Genomic DNA, 16,869 nt, shown 5'->3' on the forward strand with positions numbered 1-16,869 from the left:
TTACCTCCGCGTTACGAGGAGACATTTGACGAATCGCGCACCGCCGCCTACTCTTCAATCGAAGCGGTTCGAAATCGAAGCGGTTCGACGGATGAACCTCGATCCCGCCCCTCGGTAGAGCGGCAGCCACGTACACGAAGGAGTGACATGGAACGGTGTCATGCTCACCCGACGGCATCCCGCGCGGATGCCTCGCACCCGGGTCCGGTCCGATGACCACGCAGGCCCAGGCGCAGACCGTCTTCCAGGAGGCGGCGGTCCACAACCTGGAGAAAGCCACGAAGAAGGTACGTGGCCGCCGGCCGCGGCCCGCGGGGAGCCGGACGTCGTTCACACTGTTCCTCTGCATCGTCCCGTTCCTGATCCTCGCGTTCGTATTCTCGTACCTCCCGCTGTACGGCTGGATCTATTCGCTGTACGACTACAAGCCGGCGCTCGGTCTCGAGGGCAGCGAGTTCGTCGGGCTCCAGTGGTTCCAGATGCTCGTGAGCTCGCCCACCCAGATGGCGCAGATCAGCCAGGTGATGATGAACACCCTCGCGATCAGCTTCCTGGGGATCGCGACATCCGTCCTGCCGCTCTTCTTCGCGATCCTCCTCAACGAGATCAAGGCGCCGTGGTTCCGCAACTCGGTGCAGACGCTCACGGCCCTCCCGAACTTCATCTCGTGGGTGCTCGTCTACATGATCGCGTTCTCGCTGTTCTCGAGCTCGGGGCTCGTGAACGACGTGCTCAACGACGCCGGACTGATCACGGCACCGATCAAGTTCCTCGACTCCGACCAGAACGTCTGGCTCACGATGACGCTCTGGAGCATCTGGAAGGGGCTGGGCTGGGGGGCGATCATCTACCTCGCCTCGATCGCGGGCATCGACCAGTCGCTCTACGAATCGGCCCGCATCGACGGCGCCGGCCGGTTCCAGCTGATGCGGTACATCACGATCCCGCAGTTGATGCCGACCTATCTCGTGCTGCTGCTGCTGTCGATCGCGAACATCCTCAACAACGGGATGGAGCAGTACTACGTGTTCCAGAACGCGTTCAACAAGGAGTGGATCCAGGTGCTGGATCTGTACGTCTACAACATCGGCATGACCGGCAACAGCCTGTCGCTCGCCACCGCGGTCGGCATGCTGAAGAGCCTCATCTCGGTCGCCCTTCTGCTCACCGTCAACGCGGTCTCCAAGCGCGTCCGCGGCGAATCGATCGTCTGAGAGGCCCGACATGACCACGACGATGACCAAGACGCTCACCACCGCGAAGAAGGGCGACACCTCGGCGCGCTATCGCAGCTCGCCCGGCGACATCATCTTCCGCCTCCTGAACTACGCCCTCTTCTTCCTCTTCGCGCTGATCTGCGCGTACCCGTTCTACTACCTGATCATCAACTCGGTCAGCGCGAACGACCTCTCGGCTCTCGGCGACGTGCGCCTGTGGCCGGTCGGATTCCACCTGTCGAACTACGGCCAGGTGTTCCAGCTGCAGGGCCTGCCGATGGCGACCGTCGTGAGCATCGGCCGCACGGTCATCGGCACGGCTCTCACCGTGCTGGCATCGGCGTTCCTCGGGTTCATGTTCACGCAGACCCGCATGTGGGGGCGGAAGTTCTGGTACCGCTTCCTCATCATCACGATGTACTTCAGCGCGGGCCTCATCCCCGTGTTCATCATCATGAAGACGCTGGGGCTCACCAACAACTTCTGGGTCTACGTGCTCCCGTTCGTCGTGCAGCCGTTCAATGTCATCCTCGCCAAGACCTACGTCGAGTCGATGCCGAGGGAGCTGCAGGAGGCCGCCGAGGTCGACGGCGCCAACATCCTGCAGGTGTTCTTCAGGGTCTACCTGCCGAATATGACGCCGATCCTCGCGACGATCGCGATCTTCAGCGCGGTGACGCAGTGGAACAGCTTCCAGGACACGCTCATCTACATCACCGACCAGAGTCTGTACACACTGCAGTACCTGCTCTACGTCTTCATCAACCAGGCGTCGAGCCTCGCGCAGGCGGCGCAGAACGCCGGCGGCGACCTCGGCCAGATCGCCGGGCTCGCCACAGAGCAGACGCCGACGTCCATACGGATGACCGTCTCGGTGCTCGTCGTCCTGCCCATCATGTTCGTCTACCCCCTGTTCCAGCGCTTCTTCGTGAAGGGCATCATGCTGGGCGCCGTCAAGGGTTGACGGCGGCCACGAACCACCAAGAAAGGAAGAGCAATGAAGCTTCGAAAGAAGGTGTCCCTGGCCCTCGTGGCGCTCCTCGCGGCCGGCTCACTCGCCTCCTGCACCGCGGGCGGCGGTGACGACCAGGGCGCGATCGACCAGTTCCCCGCGAAGTGGGACGAGGAGATCACGATCGACGTCTTCGACAGCGTCGCGAACTACATGGGGATCCAGCCGGGCTGGTTCGCCAAGGTCGTCAAAGACAAGTTCAACATGAAGCTCAACATCATCGCCCCGAACATCGCGGGTGGCGGTGACACCCTCTACAACACGCGCGTCGCAGCCGGCGAGCTGGGCGACCTGATCGTCACCCAGAAGGGCGAGAAGCTCGACGAGCTGATCCAGGGTGGCCTAGTGATGGACGCGTCGAACTACTACCCCGCGATGGAGAGCCTGTCGAAGTACGACCGGGCCGTCGAGCATCTCAACGACGGCGACGACGGCATCTACGGCTTCCCGACCCAGGTGTCGTCGCTGCAGCCGACCGAGTCGTCGGAAGGCGTGAACCCCACGTACGGAGCATTCGTGCGCTGGGACTACTACAAGGAGCTCGGCTACCCCGAGATCGGCACCCTCGAGGATCTCTTGCCCGTGCTCGCCGACATGCAGGCGGCGCACCCCACCGGCGACAACGGCCAGCCCACCTACGCCTTCTCGCTGTTCAAGGACTGGGACGGCAACATGATGACGACGGCCAAGGCGCCCTCGGCCTACTACGGCTACGAGGAGATCGGCTTCGTGCTCGCAAAGGCCGACGGCTCGGACTACCAGAGCAACCTCGACCCCGAGGGCGAGTACTTCCGCAACCTGAAGCTGTACTTCGACGCGAACCAGCTCGGACTCGTCGACCCGGAGTCGACGACGCAGAACTACGACACCATGTTCACGAAGTTCCAGAACGGCCAGGTGCTGTTCTCGTGGTGGTCGTGGCTGGGACAGTCGGCCTACAACACCGAGCAGAACATGGCCGCCGGCAAGGGCTTCCAGATCGCGCCGATGGCGGATCAGACGATCTACTCGAACGGCGCCGAGGCCTACGGCGGCAAAGCTGTCTTCGCGATCGGCTCCAAGGCCGAGGACCCCGAGCGCATCGCCGCGTTCATCGACTGGCTGTACTCCGCGGAGGGCATCTACGCGAACGCCGGCTCGGTCATGGGCACGGCAGGCCCGCAGGGCCTCACGTGGGATCTCAACGACGCGGGCGAGCCCGAGCTCACCGAGCTCGGTCGCCAGGCGCTCCTCGAGGGCGGCGCAACCGTTCCCGAGGAGTGGGGGGGCGGCACTTTCAAGGACGGCGGCTCACAGATCAACATGTCTGCCGTGCTCCTGATCGAGACCGATACCGAGACGGGGCTCCCGTACAGCTACACCTCCTGGCCGACGTACCAGGCCGGAATCGCCAACCCGCTGACCGAGGACTGGTCGGCGAAGATGGGCGGCGCGACCTCCACCATGGAGTACCTGCAGGCGAACGACCAGCTGCTCGTCGCGCCGGGCGCGAGCTTCGAGACTCCCGCCGACACGTCTGAGATCGAGACCCTGCGCAACCAGATCAAGGAGATCATCAAGCAGTACTCGTGGCAGATGGTGTTCGCCGAGAACGAGGCGCAGTTCGAGTCGCTCCGCGACGAGCTCATCGAGACCGCGAACGGCCTCGGCTTCGAGCAGGTGCTCGAGTTCGACATGGCCAACGCGAAGTTGCAGAACGACGCGCGCGAGGCCGTCGTGAAGGAGTTCGCAGGCTAGCACGCCGGTACGAAGCGAAGGGCTCGGGATGCCGCATCCCGAGCCCTTCGTCATGCCCTCGTGCACTCCGCCCCGCTTCGTCGCGCCGCTCCGCCTCGCCGGTTCAGGTGGCGCAACACGCGGAGTGACTCTCGCGATTCCGCGTGTTGAGCCACCCGAGTGGGTCGTTGGTGCGCGCGAACGCGAGCGGGAATGAGCCGGGACCGCGGGAGGAAGGCGGGGACGGATGCTGCGGGCCGCGGCATCCGTCACCACGAAAGCCCGAGGGGTCAGGCCTCGTGGCGGGTGAAGACGCTGCGGAAGATGAAGGCCGTGGCGTAGGCGCCGACGGAGAAGCCGATCGTCGCCACGAGGATCGCGACGGGCGGGAACAGGATCGTCAGGGCGACCGCCGTCACGGGGATCACGAGCGCCCCCAGGGTGCGCACCGGCTCCGCGGCAGGCAGCAGCAGCGCGTTCTTGAGGGTCTGGCGCACACTGTTCTTGAAGTACGCGACCTGCGCCATCGCGAACAGGAACGCGGCGAAGAGGTAGACGGCGCCGATCACGGCGAGGGTCCCGGCGACTCCCGCGAACAGGGCGGAGTGCGAGAACCAGAACACGCTCGAGAAGCCGAGCAGCACCGCGGGAAGCAGCAGGCACAGCATCAGCACCGTCGCGCGGCCGAAGTTCGCCCGGAACGCGGGGAAGAAGTCCTTGAGGGGGCGTCCGCTCTCGTCGTCGGAGTAGCGGATCGCCACCTCGTACAGCGCGCTCGTCGCGGCGCCGATCGTCACGATCGGCAGGCACACGACGATGTAGAGAAGGTTGAGCCCGACGAACGTCAGGAATGTGGAGAAGCCTCCGAGCGCGCGGCTGTCGGGGTCGATCCTCATGCGGTGTTCACAGCGCCGCCGGCGCTCCGGTCAGCGCCGGCGGCAGCAGCCGCACGGCGGGCTTCGCGCCGCTCGCCAGGATCTCGCAGATCATGTCGGTCGCGGCCGCGCCGATCGCCTCGGCGGGCACGGCGATGCTGTCGGCGAGCCCCGGCACCGAGCGCGCCACGTCGTCCGGGCACAGCGCCAGGATGGCGGGCTCGTCGCCCCGCTGACGACCGCGTTGGGCGATCGCCGTCGCGACATGGGGGAGTGCGCCCTCGTTGTGCACGAAGAAGCCGGTGATGCTCGGGTCCTCCGTCATGACGCCGTCGACCGTGGCGATGGACTCGGCCGAGCTCGGGCACGCGTGCACCGTGCCGTGAACCTCGTTCGCCTCGCACGCCGCGAGGAAGCCATGCGCCAGGCGTTCGGCGTAGGCGGTGTGGCGCGCCATGACCTCCGGCGGCGAGCCGATCAGGGCGAGCCGGCGATGCCCGAGCGCGACGAGCCTGTCGACGGCGAGCCAGCCCGCGGCCTCGAAATCGAAGTCGACGCAGGGGATCGCGCGGCGACCCGCGGGCAGGCCGATGAGCACGCTGGGGTGGTCGAGGCCCGACAGCGTGTCGATGCGGGGGTCGTCGGACTCCACGTCCATGACCAGCAGTGCGTCGACCATCGATCCCTTGGCCGCCCGCTGCAGCGCCTTGGAGTCGTCGCTCGCGATCAGCAGGATGTCGTAGCCGTGCTTGCGCGCCTGTGTGACGACGCCCGTGACCACCTGCATGACGACGTGCACGTCGACGCCCGTGCGCAGCGGCGCCTGCAGACCGATGACGTTCGTCGAGCGGGACGCCAGCGAGCGCGCGCCCGCGTGCGGGCTGAAGCCCAGGCTGTCGATCGCCTTCTCGACGCGGTCGCGCGTCTCCTGCGAGATGGCCCGCTTGCCGCTCATCACGTACGACACCGTCGAGATCGACACGCCCGCCTTCTGCGCGACGTCCGCGATCGTCACCATGAGATCCCCCGCTCTCCTCGTTCGATCACCCGCGTGGTTCCGGGTGCGAGCTCGTATGTTCCGATCGAACCGTCCGGCCCGTGCACACTCATTGTGACCCCTCGCGTCCCCGCCCGAAGACGCGCCCGCACGAGTTCTCCGCCGGCCCATTCCACATCGACCGACACGCCGCCACGGGAACGGATGCCGCGCACCCGGCCGTCCGGCCACTCCGAGGGCAGCGCGGGCAGCAGCCGCAGCGTGATGCGGGCCGGCTCGGCGCCGGACGCGGCAGGCTCGTCGAACGACTGCACGAGGGCCTCGGCGATGGCCGCGGTCACGCCGAGGTTGCCGTCGATCTGGTACGGCGGGTGCGCGCTGAAGAGGTTCGGGTAGACGCCTCCGCGGTGCGCCTCCGAGCTCTCCTCGGCCGGACGCAGCGCGAGCCGCAGCTGCGCGTGCACGGCCGCGCCGTCGCCCAGGCGGGCCTGCATGGCGGCGCGCCACGCGAGCGCCCAGCCCGTCGACTCCGGACCGCGCAGACGGATGGACTCGGATGCCGCGCGCGCGAGGCCGGGCGTCGCCTCCGGGGTGATCTGCGCCAGCGGGAACAAGCCCACGAGGTGCGAGAGGTGGCGGTGGAGGGGCTCCGCCTCGACGCGCTCGCGATCCCACTCGAGCAGGTCGCCGCGCGCCGAGACCTGGGGATCGGGGAGGGCGTCTGTGAGCTGGGTGAGTTCCGAGATCCACGGCTCGTCGAGCTCGAGCACGTCTGCGGCCGCGCGGCAGACGGCGGCCAGCTCGCGCAGCAGGGCGACGTCCATGGTCGCCGACACCGCGACGCCGCGCTCGCGCCCTTCGTCGTCCAGGTAGCGGTTCTCGGGCGATGTCGAAGGGCTCGTCCAGGCGCGCTCGCCGTCGGTCTGGATCCACGACCGCGCGAACTCCGCTGCCGACGCCAGCACCGGCCAGGCCTCGTCGCGCAGGTACGAGCGGTCGCGGCCGAACGCGTAGTGCTCCCACAGGTGCAGCGCGAGCCAGACGCCCCCGAGCGACCAGTTCGCCCACGCCGGGTCGCCGTGACCGGCGCCGACGGGTGCGGCGAACGCCCAGGCGTCCGAGTTGTGGTGCGCGACCCAGCCGTTCGCACCGTACAGCTCGCGGGCGACCACCGGGCCCGTGGTCTCGGAGAGCCGCCGGGTGAACCGCAGCAGCGGCTCGTGACACTCGGCGAGGTCGGTCGTCTCGGCGGGCCAGTATGCCATCTGCGTGTTGATGTTGAGGGTGTAGGCGCTCGACCAGGCACCGGGGAGCTCCGCGTTCCACAGCCCCTGGAGAGTGACCGGCAGCCCGCCCGGCTGCGACGACGCGATCAGCAGGTACCGGCCGTAGTGGAACATGAGGGCCGCGAGAGCGGGGTCGTCACGCTCCTGCGCGCGGTGGACGCGAGCCACGGTGTCGAGCGCCTCGACGTCGTCCGCCGGCGGCAGTTCCAGTGCGCAGCGCGCGTAGAGCTCGCCGTGCGCCGCTTCGTGGGTGCTGCGCAGATCGGCGGCGGTCGCGTGGACATCGAAGGAGCCGCGGATGCCGCGCAGCAGCGCTGCCGCGTGGCCGAGCGCATCGCGGGCATCGGCCGGGTCGCCGGGCAGCGAGGGCGCGGTGGCGGTGGCGACCGCGAAGAGGTGCGTCGTCGCGGGGGCGCCGACCAGCGCGCCGTCGACGACCTCGGAGGAGCCGCGGGCCTGCACCACGATCGCGCCGTGGCGGCCGTGCTTCCCGTCGTAGCGGATGGGCTCGGCGGGATCCTCATGAGCCGGAGCGACGTCGACAGGAAGCCACCACTCGGTGGCGAGGTCGCCGCCTGCCGAGCGCGGCACCGAGCGCGGGCGCAGCAGCGAACCGACCACGAGGCGCACCCGCACCGGCTCGCTCGCCGTGACCTCGTGCATGAGCGCGCCGGTCACCAGGTCCGCCCAGGTGCGGTGACGCACGTCCACGCCGTCGATCGTGTACTCGTGCGTCGCGACGCCGGTGGAGAGGTCCAGACGCCGCCCGTAAACCCGAGGCGTTTCGACTCGCTCGTTCCTCGCTCGCTCAACGACCGAAGAAGGTTCTCGCCCGTTCCTCGCTCGCTCAACGACCGAAGGTTCTCGCTCGTTCCTCGCTCGCTCAACGACCGGAGACGGTTCTCGCTCGTTGAGCGGTTCAGCGCCGGCGAGCGAGTCGGAACGCCCCGGCACCGGCTGCGACCCCGGGGCGGCAGCATCCGTCTCCACCGTCAGGTCGACCCAGCCCAGCGGGAGGTAGGCCTGCACCCAGGGCGCCTGCATGCGCTTCAGAAGCTCTTCGGCGGCGTCCGGATCGTCGGCGTCGATGGCGGCTCGTACCGCGGCCAGCGCTTCGGGCCCGCGGTCGGCGACGCCCTCGAGCGGGTCCGCGCCGGCATGGCCCGACCAGGCCGTGATGTCGTTCAGCCACAGCCGTTCGCCGCCGGAAAGCCCCGCGCACATCGCGCCCCGCGCTCCGTTGCCGACCGGGTACGCCTCGAGCCACCGTGACGCGGGCGACGAGGCGCGCAGGGCGTGGAGAGCCTCGGAAGGGGCCTGGGGGGTCGCATCATCGCGGCGCGTGGACATCGTCACAGTCGTAGTATACCGTCTCAGTGTTGAAGCGCTTCGAAAGATCGACGCCCTTCGCGCCCGCAATCCCATGACCGCCCTATCGAAACTCAGCGAAGAGGTTCTCCGCTCCATGGCCACCATCCGCGACCCGCGCCGCGTCGACGCGTTCTCCGAGATCACGCGCGACCTCGGCATCTGCTTCGGCGGTGACTACAACCCCGAGCAGTGGCCCCGCGAGGTGTGGCGCGAGGACGTCGAGCTCATGAACCGTGCCGGCGTCAACCTCGTCACGGTGGGTGTCTTCAGCTGGGCGCGCCTGGAGCCCACCCCCGGCGAGTACGACTTCGAATGGCTCGACGAGGTGCTCGACCTGTTGCACGGGCACGGGATCGCCGTGGATCTGGCCACGCCGACCGCGTCGCCGCCGCCGTGGCTCGGCATCCTTCACCCCGAGACCCTTCCGGTGAATCCCGACGGCGTCCGGCTCGCGGCGGGGTCGCGCAACCAGTTCACGCCGGCGTCGCGCGTGTACCGCGAGAAGGCCCTCGCGATCGCGACCGCCCTCGCCGAGCGCTACGCGGCGCACCCCGCGGTGCGGATGTGGCACATCGGCAACGAGTTCGGGCAGATCGACTTCGGCGACGAGGCGGCCCGCGAGTTCCGGCTGTGGTTGCGCGAGCGCTACGGCTCGATCGACGCGCTCAACGAGGCATGGGGCACGCTCGTGTGGTCGCAGCAGTACCGCGACTTCGACGAGATCGTGCCGCCGCGCCGCATGCCGTACCTCGTCAACCCGGCGCAGTCGCTGGACTTCCGCCGGTACACGTCGTGGGCGCTGCAGCGCGTGTTCGCCGAGCAGCGCGACGCCATCCGCGCGACCGGTGCGGCGCAGCCGGTCACGACGAACTTCATGGGCTTCGAGCCGCTCACCGACCTGTGGGAGTGGGCGGGCGATGTCGACGTCGTCGCCGACGACCAGTACCCCGACCACGCCGCCACGACGTCGTCGTCCGACATCGCGCTCGTGCAGGACCTCATGCGCTCGCTCGGGCACGGCCGGCCGTGGGTGCTCATGGAGCAGGCGATGAGCGCGACCTCGTGGCGCCCGCACAACCTGCCCAAGAGCCGCGACCGCGCACGCCTCGACTCGCTGCAGGCCGTCGCACGCGGTGCCGACGCCATCTGCTTCTTCCAGTGGCGTCAGGCGCGCACCGGCGCCGAGCGCTTCCACTCCGCGATGCTGCCGCACGCCGGCGCCGACTCCGAGGTGTTCGCGACCACGTGCGCGCTGGGCGCCGACCTGCGGCGACTGCGACCGGTGGTCGGCGGGCGGGTCGAGGCATCCGTCGCCCTGCTCTTCGACTGGCCGTCGCGATGGGCCGCCGAAGAGCCGGGGCGCCCGACACAGCGCCTCGACACCCTCGGGCAGGTGCAGCGTTGGCACCGGGCGCTCTGGCGCCGCGGCATCGCGGTCGATCTCGTGCGTCCGGGCGCCGACCTGTCGGCGTACCGCACGGTGCTCGTGCCGCACACCTACATCGTCGAGACGGATGCTGCCGCCACCCTCCGCGCGGCGGTCGAGCGCGGTGCGAGCCTCGTGGTCGGGCCGTTCTCCGGCGTCGCAGACGTGAACGCCGGCATCCTCGCCGGGCGCTCGCCGGTGCTGCTGCGCGATCTCCTCGGCGTGAGCGGCGAGGAGTGGGTCGGCCTTCCGGACGAGCCCACGCCCCTCGCGGTGGAGCAGTCCTGGGCGAGCGCGCCGGCTCGGGTCGAGGCATCCGTGCTGGGTGAGCGCCTGCGTACCGACGGCGCCGACGTGCTCGCGCGGTTCGGCACCGGCCACCTGCACGGCGCTCCTGCGATCACCCGCCACCGCGCCGGCGCCGGCACGGCTTGGTACCTCGGCGCCGTCGTGTCGGACGACGCGCTCGCCGCCGTGCTCGACGACGCCCTCGACGCCGCCGGTGTCACGGGCGTCCTGCCCGACCGCGTGCTGCCCGACGACGTCGAGGCCGTGCAGCGCGGTGAGGCCCTCTTCCTCCTCAACCACGGCGAGGCGACGCGGCACGTCACCGTGCCCGGACCTCGCCGGGATCTCCTGTCCGACGCGGACGTCGACGGGCGGCTCACGCTCGCCCCCGGCGCCGCCATGGTGCTCATCGAAAGGCACGCAGAGTGAAGTTCACCGATGGCTACTGGCTCACCAGACCCGGCCTCGCCCCGCTGTACGCGGTCGAGGTCGACGACATCCGCGTCGACGAGGCGGCGGGCACGATGACCGTGTACGCCCCGACCGCCGCGATCCGCGACAGGGGCGACACCCTCAACCGCGCGATGCTCACCGTCACGTTCTCGGCGCCCGCGCCGGGCGTGGTCAAGGTGCGGGTCGAGCGTCACGCGGGCGCCGTGCATCGCGGGCCGGACTTCGAGGTCTTCGGCGCGGAGGGCTTCCGCCCGGGCGTCACGGTCGACGAGAACGAAGGCGTCCTCGATGCCGGTCCCGTCAAGGTGCGGGTCGCACGCGCGGCGGGCCAGTGGCGCGTCGACTTCATCGATGCCGACGGGCGCGTGCTCACGAGCTCCCTCCCGCGGTCGATCGGGCACGTGACCGACACCACGGGCAAGAACGGCACCGCCGCCACAGCCGGGACGGCCGGCACCGCCGGCACCGCCGCGGGCGGCACGAAGCCCACGTGGGTGCACCAGCAGCTGAGCATCGAGCCGGGCGAGCGCGTCTACGGTCTCGGCGAGCGCTTCGGCGCGTTCGTCAAGAACGGCCAGGTCGTCGACACGTGGAACGCCGACGGCGGCACGTCGAGCGAGCAGGCGTACAAGAACGTGCCGTTCTACCTGACCTCTCGTGGCTATGGCGTCTTCGTCGACCACCCCGAGAACGTGTCGTTCGAGGTCGGCAGCGAGGTCAACTCGCGCGTGCAGTTCTCGGTGGGCGGCGAGTCCCTGGACTACTACGTCATCGGCGGCCCCGAACCCAAGGACGTGCTGCGTCGCTACACCGCGCTCACCGGCCGGCCGGCGCGCGTGCCGGCGTGGTCGTTCGGACTGTGGCTCACGACATCCTTCACCGCCAGCTACGACGAAGACACCGTCAGCGCGTTCGTCGACGGCATGGCAGAGCGCGACATCCCGCTCTCGGTGTTCCACTACGACTGCTTCTGGATGCGCGAGTTCCAGTGGAGCGACTTCGAGTGGGACTCCCGCGCATTCCATGACCCGGTGGGGCAGATCGCCCGCATGCACGAGCGCGACGTGCACGTGTCGCTGTGGATCAACCCCTACATCGCGCAGCGCTCGGCGCTGTTCCGCGAGGCGGCCGACAACGGCTACCTCCTCAAGCGCACCGACGGCAGCGTGTGGCAGTGGGACATGTGGCAGGCGGGCATGGGGCTCGTGGATTTCACGAACCCGGATGCCGCGGACTGGTACGTCGAGAAGCTGCAGGGTCTGCTCGACCAGGGCGTCGACGCGTTCAAGACGGATTTCGGCGAGCGGATCCCGGTCGAGGGCGTCGTGTGGCACGACGGCTCCGACCCGCACCGCATGCACAACTACTACGCGAAGCTCTACAACGAGGTCGTGTTCCGCGCGCTCGAGCGGCACCACGGCGTCGGCGACGCCGTCGTGTTCGCCCGTTCCGCGACGGCCGGCTCGCAGCAGTTCCCCGTGCACTGGGGCGGCGACAACGACTCGACGTTCCTGTCGATGGCCGAGTCGCTGCGCGGCGGCCTCTCGCTCGCGATGTCGGGCTTCGGCTACTGGAGCCACGACATCGGCGGCTTCGAGGGCACCCCCGACCCTGGCCTGTTCAAGCGCTGGCTCGCCTTCGGCCTGCTGTCGTCGCACTCGCGGCTGCACGGCTCGTCGTCGGTGCGCGTGCCGTGGGCGTTCGACGACGAGGCGGTCGACGTCGCCCGTGCGTTCACGAAGCTCAAGATGCGGCTCATGCCGTACCTCGCGGGCGCGGCCGAGCAGGCGCATCGCTGCGGGACGCCGATGATGCGCCCGATGGCGCTCGAGTTCCCCGGGGACCGCTCGGGCTTCGACGCCGACACCCAGTACATGCTGGGCGACGCCCTGCTGGTCGCGCCGGTCTTCACCGCCGACGGCAGCGTGGAGTACTACGTGCCCGAGGGGGAGTGGACCTCGCTCCTCGACGGATCCGTGGTCGACGGGCGCCGATGGGTCTCCGAGACCCACGGGTACGACTCCGTGCCGCTGCGGGTGCGCCCCGGAACGGTGCTCCCGTTCGGCGCCGACGACAGCCGCCCCGACTACGACTGGTCCGACGGCGTGACCCTGCGCTGCTTCGAGCTTCCCGACGGCTACGACCGCGAGACGCGGGTGCCGGGCCACGACGCCAGGGGGTCCATCGACGGCGTCGGCGCCACCACGTTCCGCGTGCGGCGTGAGGGCTCCATGATCATCGCGACGACGGACGACGCACACGCCCCGTGGGCGCTGCAGGTGGGTGACCGGATCGCCCGCGCCGCAGCATCCGGAGAGATCCGTCTCGAGATCGAGGAGAACGCACGATGAGCGACACGATCACGGATGCTGCGACCACGATGCCCGCGCAGGACCAGGCGCCGGGGCGGCCGTTGTTCCGGCAGGTCGACCAGCCGCTCGCCGCGCGCGCTCGCGACCTCCTCAGCCGGCTGACGCCCGAGGAGCGCATCGCGATGCTGCACCAGGCGGCGCCGGCCGTCGAGCGTCTCGGGGTGTCCGCGTGGCACACCGGATGCGAGGCGCTGCACGGCGTCGCGTGGCTCGGGCGTGCGACGGTGTTCCCGCAGCCGGTGGGACTCGCCGCCACGTGGGACACCGACCTCGTGGAGAAGGTGGGCGAGGTCGCTGCGGTCGAGGTGCGCGCGAAGCGCGCCGAGAACCCGCGGGTGAGCCTCAACGTGTGGGCTCCGGTCGTCAACACGCTGCGCCACCCGGGCTGGGGGCGCAACGAGGAGGGCTACTCCGAGGACCCGCACGTGACCGCGGTCTTCGGCACCGCGTACTCGCGGGGCTTGCGCGGCGACCACCCGCGCGTGTGGCGCACCGTCCCCGCGCTCAAGCACTTCCTCGCCTACAACAACGAGACCGACCGCTCCACGACGTCGTCCGAGATGTCGCTGCGCACCCTCCACGAGGAGGAGCTTCCGGCCTTCCGCGGCGCGATCGAGGAGGGCGTCGCGGGCGGCATCATGCTGGCGTACAACCGCGTGAACGGCGTCCCCGCGCACACGCAGCCCGAGCTCGTCGAGGAGGCGCGGAGCTGGTCGGACGAGTCGATCGCGGTGGTGTCCGATGCCGGCGCCCCGTCCTTCCTCGTCACCACGCAGCGCTCCCAGCCCGATCACGTCCACGCCGCGGCAGCTCTGGTGACCTCGGGGCTCGACTCGTTCACCGACAACGACGCCGACGCGTCACCCACGATCGGCTACGTGACGGAGGCGCTCGCCGCCGGGCTGCTCACCGCGGACGACGTCGACCAGGCCGTGCTGCGGCTGCTCGAGCTGCGCATCCGCACCGGCGAGTTCGACGGCGACGCCGACCCGTACGGGGGGATCGGCGTCGACGCCATCGACGCGCCGGCGGCCCGTGAACTCGCCCGGGAGGCGGTGGCCCGCTCGGTCGTCGTGCTGCGGAACGACGCCGGCGTGCTGCCGCTCTCCCGGGCGTCCCGCATCGCGGTCGTCGGGCCGCTCGCCGACCTCGTGCTCACGGACTGGTACGCGGGCACCCCGCCGTACGCGGTCGGCATCGGCGCGGCCGCCGCCGAGCGCTTCGGCGAGGCTGAGGTCGTGACTGGCGCCGACACCATCGCGCTCCGGGCAACCTCGAACGGCCGCTACATCGTGTCGAGCGCTGACGGCTCCGTGGTCGAGGCGGCCGGCGACGCCGCCGAGGGCGACGCCCTGTTCGACGTGACCGACTGGGGCGACGGCATCCTGACCCTCCGATCCCACGCGAGCGGACTGCTGCTCACCGGAGGGAAGTGGCCCATGCGCGCCGACGCCGCGCGCGTCGGCGGGTGGGTGGTGCAGGAGAGCTACCGCAAGCACGTCCACGCGGACGGCACGTGGTCGCTGCTGCACCTCGGCTCGGGACGGTGGCTGCGCGTGTTCCGCGACTCGGGTCTGCTGGCGGCCGAGGCGGTCACGCTCGACGACGCCGAGCGCTTCGGTGTGCGTGTGGTGCGATCGGGCGCTGCGGCGGTCGCGGAGGCGGCCGCGCGCGCCGACGCCGTCGTCGTCGCGGTCGGCAACGACCCCCACCTCAACGGCCGCGAGACGGAGGACCGGCCGCACCTGCGCCTGCCCGCCGCGTGGGCCGAGGTGTGGCGCGCCGCGCGCGAGGCCAACCCGCGCGCCGTGCTGACGATCGTGTCGAGCTACCCCTACGTGCTCGACGACGTCGAGGCCGACACCGTCGTCTGGTCGAGCCACGGCGGCCAGGAGCTCGGCCACGGGGTTATCGACGTGCTCTCGGGCGACCGCGAGCCGTCGGGCCGCCTCTCTCAGAGCTGGCCGGCCACTGAGGAGCAGGCGGGCGATCTGTTCGACTACGACACACTCCGCCAGGGAGCGACCTACCGCCACCAGCCCGACGAACCTGCGTTCGCGTTCGGCCACGGCCTCACGTACACGTCCGTCGCCTACGAGTCGGTCTCGTTGACGGGTGCTGCGGTCCCCGCGCCCGCACCGACGCATCGGCACTCCGGCTTCGCGCCGCGGGCCGACGAGTCCGTGGTGGCCGCGGTGGTGCGGGTCCGCAACACCGGCGACCGCGACGCAGAGGAGCTCGTGCAGCTGTACGCGCTGCCGGCGGCGGATCTTCCGCTGCCCACACCGCGCCGGCTGCTCGTGGCGTACCGCAGGGTGCGGCTCGCCCCCGGCGAGACCCGCGACGTGGAGCTGTCGTTCTCGTCCGCGCGCCTCGCGGTGTGGGACGACGCCGTGCGTCTCCCCGGCGCTGTCGACGACTGGCTCCACCAGGGTGCGCTGCGGGTCCAGCCTGGGTCGTATGCCGTGGCCGCAGGCCCGTCGGCGTGGGACCTCCCCGTCTGGACTGACCTGGAGGTCACCACGGGCTGAGGTCGCCGGGACGCTCGGGGCGTTTCGACTACGGGCGCTGGAGCGCCCTCCGCTCAACGACCGGCGATGTGTGTGCCGGTCGTTGAGCGAGCGCGCCCCCGCTTCCCGGTCGAGCGCGCGCGCCCCGTTTCCCGGTCGTTGAGCGAGCGCGGCCCCGTTTCCCGGTCGTTGAGCGAGCCTGCGAGTCGAAACGCGCGGGGGAACGCGGCCCCCTCCCGGTCGTTGAGCGAGCCTGCGAGTCGAAACGCGCGGGGGAACACGGCCCCCTCCCGGTCGTTGAGCGAGCTTGCGAGTCGAAACGCCCTGAGCCCGGCGCAGGGCTCAGGGTGCGAGTTCCTCCGCCAGCGCCCGCGTCTCCTCGGGCGTCCACACCCGGTCGCCGAAGACGTGACGGTGTGTGAGCGACAGCTCGGCGCCCGCGGCCAGCACGACGTACTCGTCGAACGAGGGCGAGGGTGCCAGTACCGGGATCGGCTCGCTGCGGACGAACCAGCGGATCGGCGGCGCCCCTGTCGAGGTGCCCGCGAACGCGAGCACGGTGGCGCCGCCGTCCACGTCGTCGTGCTGGCCCGAGAAGGCCACCCACGGCGCGACGCGGCCCATGACGCCTTCGTCGCCGGCGTCGTCGGGCAAGCCGCCCGCCAGGACCCGCCCGCCGGTCCAGGCACGCGGCATCCGCATCATGAGGCCGGTGTAGCCCGCGCCCGGTCGGCCCTCGGTCGTCGGGCTGCCGAGCTCGAGCCGGTGCCCCGACACGTTGCGCAGCGTCGTCGAGAAGTCGAGCATCCAGAAGCCGCGGTCGGTGTCGACCCCGTGGAAGCGGTGCGTCCGGGTCTCGGCGAGCCACTCCTCGCCGCCCTGCGTGATCCACGTGAGCTCCTCGGTGAACGAGACCTCGCCTCCGGCGTCGGCGACCGTGGTGAAGCCGTCGTGGCGGATGGTGCCGACGTTGTCGAGGAGCGCGTAGTCGCCGTGCTCCGGCCGGTAGGTGTTGCCGCCCCAGAAGTTCTGGCCCGACACGTGGGTCCAGGTCATCTGCAGACCCTTGTGCCACCGGTGATCCCAGGGTCGGAAGCCCGTCAGCAGCCCGCCGTCGAGCGCTCGCAGCGGGTGCAGGAAGGGCTTCGGACCCTCGGAGATCGCCCCGCCGGGATCGAACGCGTAACGCGCGATCTCGACGCCGGCAGCGGTGACGGTCACGTCGGTCTCATCGAGGCGGAGAGTGAGGTCGGTCACCCTCCCATTGTGGGCCCAGAGCGGCGGAAAACGGTTGCCCCGCGAGATGCGGAGCGTAATTTACCGCTGTCGGGGCTCGAGCGGTAGAG

General features: G+C 70.2%; 10 protein-coding genes. 6 read left to right on the plus strand and 4 right to left on the minus strand.

The genetic code is table 11. The annotated features are described in order from the left end of the window. Positions 1-212 precede the first annotated feature (212 nt). From MRBLWH7_RS16465 to MRBLWH7_RS16475, 3 genes are read left to right on the plus strand one after another with little or no spacing between them, the layout of a single operon-like run. On the plus strand, positions 213-1,214 hold the full coding sequence (locus tag MRBLWH7_RS16465; protein WP_341996411.1) for an ABC transporter permease subunit: 1,002 nt from the start codon (positions 213-215) through the stop codon (positions 1,212-1,214). 10 nt (positions 1,215-1,224) lie between these two features. Next, positions 1,225-2,181 carry a carbohydrate ABC transporter permease gene (locus MRBLWH7_RS16470; protein ID WP_341996413.1) on the plus strand — a complete coding sequence of 319 codons (957 nt, stop codon included), beginning with the start codon at positions 1,225-1,227 and terminating at the stop codon, positions 2,179-2,181. Between the two features lie 33 nt (positions 2,182-2,214). Beyond that, complete coding sequence (locus MRBLWH7_RS16475) at positions 2,215-3,966, plus strand: ABC transporter substrate-binding protein (RefSeq protein ID WP_341996416.1); 1,752 nt, start codon at positions 2,215-2,217, stop codon at positions 3,964-3,966. Positions 3,967-4,235: 269 nt separating this feature from the next. Here the strand turns inward: MRBLWH7_RS16475 and MRBLWH7_RS16480 are convergent, their stop codons facing one another. Genes MRBLWH7_RS16480 through MRBLWH7_RS16490 form a run of 3 tightly spaced genes read right to left on the minus strand, consistent with a single transcriptional unit; the run spans position 4,236 to position 8,453 of the window. Further along, positions 4,236-4,841, minus strand: coding sequence for a YesL family protein (locus MRBLWH7_RS16480; RefSeq protein WP_341996419.1), 606 nt, complete (start codon positions 4,839-4,841; stop codon positions 4,236-4,238). 7 nt (positions 4,842-4,848) lie between these two features. Next, entirely contained in the window at positions 4,849-5,838 is a 990-nt protein-coding gene (locus MRBLWH7_RS16485; RefSeq protein ID WP_341996422.1) for a LacI family DNA-binding transcriptional regulator, read from the minus strand. Then, positions 5,832-8,453, minus strand: a complete 2,622-nt coding sequence (locus MRBLWH7_RS16490; protein WP_342002106.1) for a glycoside hydrolase N-terminal domain-containing protein — start codon at positions 8,451-8,453, stop codon at positions 5,832-5,834. The genes MRBLWH7_RS16485 and MRBLWH7_RS16490 overlap by 7 nt, the downstream gene beginning before the upstream one ends. A gap of 115 nt (positions 8,454-8,568) precedes the next feature. Between MRBLWH7_RS16490 and MRBLWH7_RS16495 the strand changes: the two genes are divergently transcribed. Genes MRBLWH7_RS16495 through MRBLWH7_RS16505 form a run of 3 tightly spaced genes read left to right on the plus strand, consistent with a single transcriptional unit; the run spans position 8,569 to position 15,544 of the window. After that, the gene (locus MRBLWH7_RS16495; protein ID WP_341996424.1) at positions 8,569-10,617 is read left to right on the plus strand and encodes a beta-galactosidase; all 2,049 of its coding nucleotides are present in this window, start codon (positions 8,569-8,571) and stop codon (positions 10,615-10,617) included. Next, complete coding sequence (gene yicI, locus MRBLWH7_RS16500; protein ID WP_341996426.1) at positions 10,614-12,992, plus strand: alpha-xylosidase; 2,379 nt, start codon at positions 10,614-10,616, stop codon at positions 12,990-12,992. Before MRBLWH7_RS16495 ends, yicI begins: the two co-directional genes overlap by 4 nt. Next, positions 12,989-15,544, plus strand: coding sequence for a glycoside hydrolase family 3 C-terminal domain-containing protein (locus MRBLWH7_RS16505; RefSeq protein WP_341996428.1), 2,556 nt, complete (start codon positions 12,989-12,991; stop codon positions 15,542-15,544). The genes yicI and MRBLWH7_RS16505 overlap by 4 nt, the downstream gene beginning before the upstream one ends. 321 nt (positions 15,545-15,865) lie before the next feature. On the opposite strand, the gene MRBLWH7_RS16510 is transcribed toward MRBLWH7_RS16505, so the two are convergent. Next, complete coding sequence (locus MRBLWH7_RS16510) at positions 15,866-16,780, minus strand: PmoA family protein (protein ID WP_341996430.1); 915 nt, start codon at positions 16,778-16,780, stop codon at positions 15,866-15,868. Between the last annotated feature and the right edge of the window lie 89 nt (positions 16,781-16,869).

The organism is Microbacterium sp. LWH7-1.2 (assembly GCF_038397755.1).
In the GTDB taxonomy this organism is placed as follows: Bacteria; Actinomycetota; Actinomycetes; order Actinomycetales; family Microbacteriaceae; genus Microbacterium.

Coding starts and splice junctions, on each gene's coding strand:
- MRBLWH7_RS16505 (WP_341996428.1), top strand. CDS start 12,989: ATGAGCGACACGATCACGGATGCTGCGACCACGATGCCCGCGCAGGAC.
- MRBLWH7_RS16470 (WP_341996413.1), top strand. CDS start 1,225: ATGACCACGACGATGACCAAGACGCTCACCACCGCGAAGAAGGGCGAC.
- MRBLWH7_RS16475 (WP_341996416.1), top strand. CDS start 2,215: ATGAAGCTTCGAAAGAAGGTGTCCCTGGCCCTCGTGGCGCTCCTCGCG.
- MRBLWH7_RS16495 (WP_341996424.1), top strand. CDS start 8,569: ATGGCCACCATCCGCGACCCGCGCCGCGTCGACGCGTTCTCCGAGATC.
- MRBLWH7_RS16490 (WP_342002106.1), bottom strand. CDS start 8,453: ATGTCCACGCGCCGCGATGATGCGACCCCCCAGGCCCCTTCCGAGGCT.
- MRBLWH7_RS16480 (WP_341996419.1), bottom strand. CDS start 4,841: ATGAGGATCGACCCCGACAGCCGCGCGCTCGGAGGCTTCTCCACATTC.
- MRBLWH7_RS16485 (WP_341996422.1), bottom strand. CDS start 5,838: ATGGTGACGATCGCGGACGTCGCGCAGAAGGCGGGCGTGTCGATCTCG.
- MRBLWH7_RS16465 (WP_341996411.1), top strand. CDS start 213: ATGACCACGCAGGCCCAGGCGCAGACCGTCTTCCAGGAGGCGGCGGTC.